The organism is Mycobacterium sp. TH-M82, assembly GCF_057473605.1.
In genome coordinates, this window is sequence record NZ_JBYCKY010000261.1 from 1 (window position 1) to 7,657 (window position 7,657).

Sequence of the window (7,657 nt, forward strand, 5' to 3'; positions counted from 1 at the left end):
GACGCCGGCGATCTGGGCGACCTGACCGTCCTGCACCCGGGCGCTGTGCCAGAGCAGCCAGGCGAGGCTATTGGCGCTCGGAGTGGGCCGGTAGCCGGCCACTTCGTCGGTGAGGCCGTCGGTGAGTTCGTCGACGTGTTCGATCAACCGGGTGAACGCGTCCCGCAGCAACTCCCGGGCCGCGGTGTCGGCGCTGGCCATATAGGTGACCCTACGCGTGGGGCCGGTGACTGCTCCTTCATCACCCGAGACAGTTGCCAGGCAGCAGCGCCCCCTGGTAGCCACGGGACCTTGTCGTGTAGCATCACGCCCGGCTCCTGATCGTGGGGAAGGGTCTCTCAGTGAGTAGCAGGTTGCACGTAGTGCTTTTGGCGGCTATCGCGCTCGCCCCCGTATCACCGTCCGCGTCCGCCGCCAAGCCCATCGATATCACGCTGCTGTCCAATGAGTTCGCCGTCGTCATGGACGGCACCGGTGTCCCCACCATGCCCATAGATCTGCTCAAGACCGTGGTCGATATGCTCAACTACTTGTTGGGCACCGAATTCGTCGTCGGTTCCAACGTCAACAATCTCACGACACCCGAGACGCTGCACACCGGCACCTACATCCAGGGCGAGGAGATTTTGCTGGCGGAGTTGCAGAAGCTCATCGACGATGCCGTGACGATCTTCGGGGTATCCCAGAGCGCCGGGATCGAGGGCATCGCGCTCTCCGCGATCGCAGAGAACCCATCGGCCTACCCGTCGGATCTGCACATTGTGGCGTTGGCGCCGCCGTCGATGCCGCAGTACGACGGTGGCGCGGGGCTGTTCCAGAACCCCGCCGACGAGTGGTTGATGAAGCTGCTCTATCCGAGCATGACGCAGCCGTTTCCGACCGACAACGGCGGGTACACGGTCGATGTCTACTGCGGCATGTACGACCCGGTCTGCGACGAACCGACCAAGTTCGACCTGATCTCATGGTGGAACTCACTGCTCGGTCTGTTCGATATTCACCTCGGCTACGCCGCCCTGACACCCGCCGAATTCACCTACGAGATCGATCACGCCCAGGAGCTGACGTCGATCTCCACCGAGTCGACGCACTTCTACCTGATGCCCGACATCTACAACTTCGGCACCGCCGCCAACCCGGATTACCAACCGTATCTGCCGATACTGAGCTGGGCGACGTTCAGCAAGCCGCTCTACGACCTGCTGGAGCCTACGATGGCGGCCCTGGTCAACGCCGGCTACGACCGCGCCGACCACCCACTGCCCGGGTCGATCCCCCTGGCGGCCGACACCTTCGCCGGACCATGGTTGTCGGACTTATGGCAGGGCGTCACCGCTGCGCTCGCACACCTGGACCTGTTGAGTCTCTGAGGGGACTTACCTGGCCCATCGTTCCAGAGTGCGCAGTGCGCTCTTGTAGTCCTGCACGATCAGCGCCCTGCCGTCGATCTGCGCGGCGGCGTTGCCGGCGCTCAGCGCGGCCTCGTACACCCGCACCACCTCTTCGGCCCGCGCGATCGTCTCGGCCGTCGGCGTGAACGCGGCGTTGATCACCTCGACGTGGGGCGGATAGAAAGTCGCCATGCCGTCGAACCCCATCCGGCGCGCGTGGTCGGCCGCCGATGCCACCTGAGGAGAGTCCCGCAGCTGCGGTGTCAACAAGAAGTCGAACACCGGCACCCCGAACGCTGCTCCGGCCAGCACCATTTTGTTCTTGGCGTAGTGATAGGCGTCGGCGAACAGCGCCGGTCCGTCGAACGGGGTGATTCCCGCGTCGACAGCCAGATCGAACGGACCGAACAGCAATCCGCCGAGCTGCGGCAGTGCCGCGATCTTGTCCAGCTCGAGCACCGCGCGGGCGGTCTCGATCACCGGCACCAGCTGAGTATCGGCACCGGCGTCGCGCAGGACGGCGCGCACATCGTCCAGCTCGCCTGCCGTGCCGGCCTTCGGGTATGCCACGACCGCGGCACCGGCTTTCGCCACCGCACGCAGATCGGCTTCGCCGTGCGGTGTGGCCAGCGCATTGACCCGCGGGATCGCCAGCCGGCCACCCAGATGCGCCAGGTCCGCCAGCTGGGCGACCACTTTGGCCCGGGCTTCGGCCTTGCGCGGCTCCGGCACGCTGTCCTCGAGGTCCAGCAGCACCGCGTCGGACGGGATATCGGGGACTTTCGCCCACTTGTGGGCGTCGAGGATCGGCGATTCCAGGATGCTGCGCACCCCTCGCAACTGCCCGTCAGCCCGGTCAGTCATCGCCGATCACGCCTGTGGCGCAAAGCTTGTCGAAGTCGGCATCGGCCATGCCCAGCCAGTGCTTGCACACCACGTCGTTGTCGGCGCCCAGCGCCGGCCCGGTGCGCCAGACCGCTCCGCCGTGTGAGTGCATTTTGGGCACCACCGCCTGCATGCGGACCCGGCCGAGCTCGTCGTCGGGAACGCAGATGATGGCATCCCGTTCGGCGTAGGTGGGGTCGGCGGCGATATCGTCCATCGAGAAGATTTGGGATGCAACCACTTCCGCGTCTGACATGGCGTGCAGGGCCGCTGCGGCGCTGCGCTGCCCGATCCACGTCCGCAAAGCGTCGTCGAGTTCCTCGCTTCGGGCGACCTGCTGTTCGACGGTTTGGTAATCCTGGGCGGGGAGCCCGAGCAGCCGGGCGACGTTGCGCACCGACCGCACCGTGGCAGAGGTGACGGTGATCCACTCGTCGTCGGCGCTCAGGTAGGTGTTGACCACCGCAGCGGGCGCGATCGCCAGCCGGTTGCCCGACCGGCCCGGTGCCACACCGAGCTGGTCATGGGTGATCACCTGCCATTCGACCAGGCGAAACAGCGGCTCGAACAGCGCCAGGTCGATCCACTCTCCGCAGAAATCCGGGTCGTGGGCCTTGCGGTAGGCCGCCGCCAGGATACCGAACGCTGCGGTGAGCGCGGTCACCGTGTCGGCGTGGGAGAACCCGGTGTGCACCGGCGGGCCGTCGGCAAAGCCGGTCAGATGCACCACGCCGCTGCGTGCTTCGCCGACCTTGCCGAAGCCGGGCGCGTTGCGCATCGACGTGTTCGCGCCGAAGCCGGTGATCTGGGCGTAGATCAGCGACGGATTGAGCTGGTGCAGTGCCGGCCAGTCCAGCCCCCACTTCGTCAGGGTGTCGACACGCAGGTTGGTGATCACCACGTCGGCCCAGCCGGCCAGCCGCCGGGCCACGTCCTGCCCGGCCTGCTGACGCAGGTCCAGTGCCAGGGACCGCTTGTTGCGGGCGGCCACCTTCCACCACAGGGGCACGCCGTCTTTGGCCGGCCCCATCTTGCGGCCGGTGTCGCCGACGCCGGGCGGTTCGACGTGGACGACGTCCGCGCCGAGGTCGGCGAGCAGCGTACCGGCCAGCGGGCCGGCGATCACGTGGGCGAACTCGACCACCCTCAGCCCGGCCAGGGCAGCGGTGGATTCGGCCTTGTCCGCCATCGTGGTCACCTGCCCTGCCAGTTCGGTTGCCGGCCTTCGCGAAACGCCGCCGGCCCCTCCAGGGCGTCGGCGCTGCGGTAGACCTTCTCGAACAGCTCGTCGGCCGCATCCCACGCCGCTCTGACTCCCATCTCGGCGGCCAGTCCGACCATCTGCAGCGACGCCTGCACGGTCAACGGCGCGTTGCCACGAATCTTCGCGGCGAGGGCGTTGGCTGACGCTATCAGCTCCGCGGCGGGCACGACCTCGTTGACCAGGCCGATCTGGTGAGCGCGTGCGGCATCGATCGGGTCCCCGGTGACCAGCAGTTGCAGCCAGACCCGGCGCGGGATCATCTGCGACAGCGGCACCGACCACGGTGCGCCGCGGCCGACCTTGGCCTCGGGCATGCCGAATTGCGCGTGGTCGGCCGCGATCACCAGATCGGCCATCTGGGCCAGCAGAAAACCGCCGCCGAAGGCGACCCCGTTGACCGCGGCGATGAGCAGCTTGGAGAACGGCACGGTGCGGCGGATGATGGGCATGTAGTCCGGTGGTGGCACCGAAAGCCGTTCGGCAGCCATCTCTTTGAGGTTAGCCCCGGCACAGAAGGCACGCTCTCCCGCGCCGGTGAGGACGACGACCGAGACGCCGGGGTCGGCCTCGGAACGCTTGAGGCCGTCGAACAGCCCGGCGCGGATCGCAGCCGACAACGCGTTGCGGTGGGGCCGGTCGTCGATCGTCAGCGTCGCGATACCCGAATCAACGTGATAGTGCACGGTTCCCGTCATGTCAGCCCCTCATGATGTGGGTGTTGCGCTGCGCGAGCGGACGGCGCCGGCGCCGGCGGTACAGGCGCAGCCGCTCAGCCAGTTGCTGTCTCAGTTCGCGGCCGGGAACGACGTCGTCGATGTACATCTCGGCAGCCGGCCCCCATACGCCGATGTCGCGTGCGTACTCCTGCTGTTTGGCCGTGACGAACGCTGCCCGCTCATCTTCGGATAACGCAGCGATCTTCTTGGCGTAGATCGCCTGCACGGCCGCGGCCGGGCCCATCAGGCCCAGCTGGGCCTGTGGGAGCGCGATCGTGCAGTCGGGCTGAAACGTCGCACCCGACATCGCCATGTAGCCGGCCCCGTAGGCCTTGCGCAGGATCACGCAGATCCGCGGCTGAGTGGCCTCGGCGACCGCCTGCAGCATCTTCTGGCCGCGCCGGATGATAGCCGCCTTCTCGCATTGGCTGCTGACCATGAACCCGGGGACGTCCATCAGAAACACCAGCGGGATGTTGTAGGCTGTGCAGGTCGAGATGAACTGGGCGCCTTTCTCCGACGAGTCCTGCATGAGGATCCCGCCGCGCACCTTGGGTTGGTTGGCGACGATGCCGACAACCATCCCGTCGATCCGCGCGTAACCGGTGACCAGTTCGCCGGCGTAGTGCTTCTTGATCTCCAAGAAGCTGCCGGCGTCGGCGATGGCGTCGATGACCTTTGCGACGTCGAAGAATTTCCGCTCGTCGGCGGGGATGACGGATTCGAGTTGCGCACCCTCACCCGCGGGTTGGAGCGCGTCGCAATCCGGTGGCCGCTCGGTCCAGTTCGACGGCATCAGCGCCAGGTAGTTCTTCACGACGTCCAGCGCCGCGTCCTCGGTGTCGACGAGCACATCACCGAGTCCGCTTCGGCTGCAATGCATCCGGGCTCCGCCCAGCTGTTCGTCGTCCACCTGCTCCCCGGTGGCCGCGGCCGCCTGACGCGGCGAGCCGAGGTAGACGCTGGTCCGGCCGTCGATCATGACCACCAGGTCGCAGAACGCCGGCAGGTATGCCGCTCCGGCCGGTGAGGGCCCGAAGTTGACGCACAGCTGAGGCACGACGCCGTTCATCCGCGCCATGTTCCAGAAGATGCGCCCGGAGTGGTCGCGGTCGACATAGAGCCCGTACTGCTCGGAGATGCGCGCCCCGCCGGAGTCGACCAGATAGATCATCGGAATCCGGTAGTCCAACGCGACTTCCTGGATGCGCTGGATCTTACGGACCGTCTTGACACCCCACGTGCCGGCCTTGACCGACATGTCGTTGGCCATCACCGCGACCTGCCGACCGCCGACGTGTCCGACCACCGTCACCACCCCGTCGGCCGGCAGCGCCGGGTCGTCGTGTCGGGCCAGGATCCAGTCCTCGATCACGAAGCCGGGGTCGAGCAGCCGCTCCAGCCTCTCGCGCACCAAAAGGCTGCCGCGTGACCGCAATTCGGTTTTGCGCGATTCCGATCCGCCCTGGCGGATCCTCATCCGCAGGGCATAGACCTGGGCGTCCGGGCTGACGTCGTCAGCGGCTGCTTGGACGCCGAACACGTTGTCGTCGTTTCTGTTCACCACAAGAACTCACCGCCCAGGTATCGGGTCGCAACGCGTGCCGCGTGCAGGACGACCGGACAGTAGCCCGCGATGTCGGCCTCGGTGAACCGCTGCACCGGCCCGGCAACGCCGACCGAGGCGACGACGCCACCGGTGGGCCCGAAGACGGGTGCGCTCACTCCGGCCACGCCCCAGTCGAGTTCCTGGGTGCTGATCGCCAGGCCGGTCTTGCGGGTGGCCCCCAGAGCCTCAGCGAGCCGATCAGCATCGACCAGGGTGTGATCCGTCGGCGCGGCACGCGCCGAGGTCAGGGTCTCTTCGATCGCGTCCGGGTCGAACGCGAGGATCGCGCGCCCGCCGGAGCCGACGTGCAGCGGCGTGGACATGCCGACCTGTAGCTGCCAGATCACCGAATGCCGCGTGGGCGCCACGGCTACGCAGGTCCGGTTCAGCGCCTGCGGCACGAATATCGCCCCGCTCTCCCCGGTGCGATCGCGAAGCTCCTCGATGACCGGGGTCAATCGATCGACCACACCGAGCCCGCGCAACGCCACCGCCGACCAGCGCAGCACGGAAAGGCTGATGCGGTAACGATCGCCCACCCGGTCGAGCAGCCCCTCATCGGCGAGGTTGCCCACCAGCCGGCCACACGTCGTCGCGGGCAGACCGGCAGCCGACCGGATCTGCGACAAGGTGAGCTCGGGGGCGGTGAGGCTGAACGCGTCGAGCACATCCAGCACCTTCCGCAGCACCAGCGTCGGCTTGGCCGCCCTGCCGTTACCCTGCGCCCTGGCCGGACCCTTGACGGTGATACCCACATCGTGGAGTCTGTATCCACAACATGGTTCCAGTCAAGGGAGGACAGGTGGCCGAGCCAGAAGGCCCGTCATCAACGGGCGCGCGTCGCCGGGTGCGGGTACAGGGCCGCAAGTCGGCCAAGCTGCAGGCACACCTGGAAAGTCTTGACCCGGGAGTGGCCGGATGGGTCGACTCGTTCGTCTTCGGTCAGGTCTGGGACCGCCCCGGACTCGACGAAACCGAGCGCACGCTGATCGCCATTGCGATGCTGGCCGCGACCGAGCGGCCGGACCAGTTGCGCGCCTATCTGTTCGGCGCACTGGACGGCGGCGTTTCGCCGGCTGCGGTACACGAGGTTCTGGTGATGTCGACGGTGTATGCCGGATTTCCCGCCGCACTCAACGCACTGAGGTTGTGGCAGGACGTGTTGAGATCGGCGGAGGCACAAGGCATCGTGGTGGACAAGACCGGCTTGCCGCCGGCGACACCGGGCGGTTGATCCACAGCGGCGCAGTTCACCCTTCATCTGATCAACCCTGGCGTCAGGCAGCGACATGGTCGTAGATTGATCGGGTGACCTACGACCTTGTCATTCGCAACGGCACCATCGTCGACGGCCTGGGCGGCGAACCATACACCGGCGACGTCGCCGTCACCGGCGGCGTGATCAGCGCACTCGGGACGGTCGACGGCACCGGCAAGCGGCAGATCGACGCCACCGGGCTGCTGGTCACCCCGGGCTTCGTCGATCTGCACACCCACTATGACGGCCAGTCCATCTGGTCGGACCGGCTCAACCCGTCGTCGTCGCACGGCGTCACGACGGTGCTGATGGGCAACTGTGGGGTCGGGTTCGCACCGTGCCGAGCCCAGGACCACGACGTATTGGTCGACGTGATGGCCGGCGTCGAGGACATCCCCGGTGTCGTGATGACCGATGGGCTGCCGTGGACCTGGGAGACCTTCCCGCAGTACCTGGATGCGCTGGACGCGGGCAAGCGTGATATCGACGTGGCGGCCTACCTGCCGCATTCACCGCTGCGGGTGTATGTGATGG

9 protein-coding genes are annotated in these 7,657 nt (G+C 67.2%); 3 read left to right on the plus strand and 6 right to left on the minus strand.

Annotated elements, in window-relative coordinates:
* Positions 1 to 201 (minus strand): mycothiol transferase (locus AC2VON_RS08130; protein WP_486952491.1); only part of this gene is annotated, 201 nt, incomplete at its 3' end.
* A 140-nt stretch (positions 202 to 341) separates the two neighbouring features.
* Here AC2VON_RS08130 and AC2VON_RS08135 point away from each other — a divergent pair.
* Positions 342 to 1,370 carry a PE-PPE domain-containing protein gene (locus tag AC2VON_RS08135; RefSeq protein WP_486952492.1) on the plus strand — a complete coding sequence of 343 codons (1,029 nt, stop codon included), beginning with the start codon at positions 342 to 344 and terminating at the stop codon, positions 1,368 to 1,370.
* Between the two features lie 6 nt (positions 1,371 to 1,376).
* On the opposite strand, the gene AC2VON_RS08140 is transcribed toward AC2VON_RS08135, so the two are convergent.
* The 5 genes from AC2VON_RS08140 to AC2VON_RS08160 are packed head-to-tail and all read right to left on the minus strand — an operon-like array spanning position 1,377 to position 6,620.
* Positions 1,377 to 2,255, minus strand: coding sequence for an HpcH/HpaI aldolase/citrate lyase family protein (locus AC2VON_RS08140; RefSeq protein ID WP_486952493.1), 879 nt, complete (start codon positions 2,253 to 2,255; stop codon positions 1,377 to 1,379).
* Positions 2,248 to 3,465 (minus strand): CaiB/BaiF CoA transferase family protein, encoded by a 1,218-nt coding sequence (locus AC2VON_RS08145; RefSeq protein ID WP_486952494.1) that lies wholly within the window; start codon positions 3,463 to 3,465, stop codon positions 2,248 to 2,250. The genes AC2VON_RS08140 and AC2VON_RS08145 overlap by 8 nt, the downstream gene beginning before the upstream one ends.
* Before the next feature lie 5 nt (positions 3,466 to 3,470).
* The gene (locus AC2VON_RS08150; RefSeq protein WP_486952495.1) at positions 3,471 to 4,235 is read right to left on the minus strand and encodes an enoyl-CoA hydratase/isomerase family protein; all 765 of its coding nucleotides are present in this window, start codon (positions 4,233 to 4,235) and stop codon (positions 3,471 to 3,473) included.
* A gap of 1 nt (position 4,236) precedes the next feature.
* Positions 4,237 to 5,820: an acyl-CoA carboxylase subunit beta gene (locus AC2VON_RS08155; RefSeq protein WP_486952496.1), complete on the minus strand. Its 1,584-nt coding sequence runs from the start codon at positions 5,818 to 5,820 to the stop codon at positions 4,237 to 4,239.
* Positions 5,817 to 6,620, minus strand: coding sequence for an IclR family transcriptional regulator (locus AC2VON_RS08160; protein ID WP_486952497.1), 804 nt, complete (start codon positions 6,618 to 6,620; stop codon positions 5,817 to 5,819). The genes AC2VON_RS08155 and AC2VON_RS08160 overlap by 4 nt, the downstream gene beginning before the upstream one ends.
* Before the next feature lie 47 nt (positions 6,621 to 6,667).
* Between AC2VON_RS08160 and AC2VON_RS08165 the strand changes: the two genes are divergently transcribed.
* Complete coding sequence (locus tag AC2VON_RS08165) at positions 6,668 to 7,099, plus strand: carboxymuconolactone decarboxylase family protein (RefSeq protein ID WP_486952498.1); 432 nt, start codon at positions 6,668 to 6,670, stop codon at positions 7,097 to 7,099.
* 74 nt (positions 7,100 to 7,173) lie between these two features.
* On the plus strand, positions 7,174 to 7,657 hold a 484-nt coding region (locus AC2VON_RS08170; protein WP_486952499.1), incomplete at its 3' end, for an amidohydrolase family protein.

Excerpts from the sequence above, each read along its gene's own strand:
- AC2VON_RS08140 (WP_486952493.1), bottom strand. The coding sequence starts at position 2,255 with ATGACTGACCGGGCTGACGGGCAGTTGCGAGGGGTGCGCAGCATCCTG.
- AC2VON_RS08145 (WP_486952494.1), bottom strand. The coding sequence starts at position 3,465 with ATGGCGGACAAGGCCGAATCCACCGCTGCCCTGGCCGGGCTGAGGGTG.
- AC2VON_RS08150 (WP_486952495.1), bottom strand. The coding sequence starts at position 4,235 with ATGACGGGAACCGTGCACTATCACGTTGATTCGGGTATCGCGACGCTG.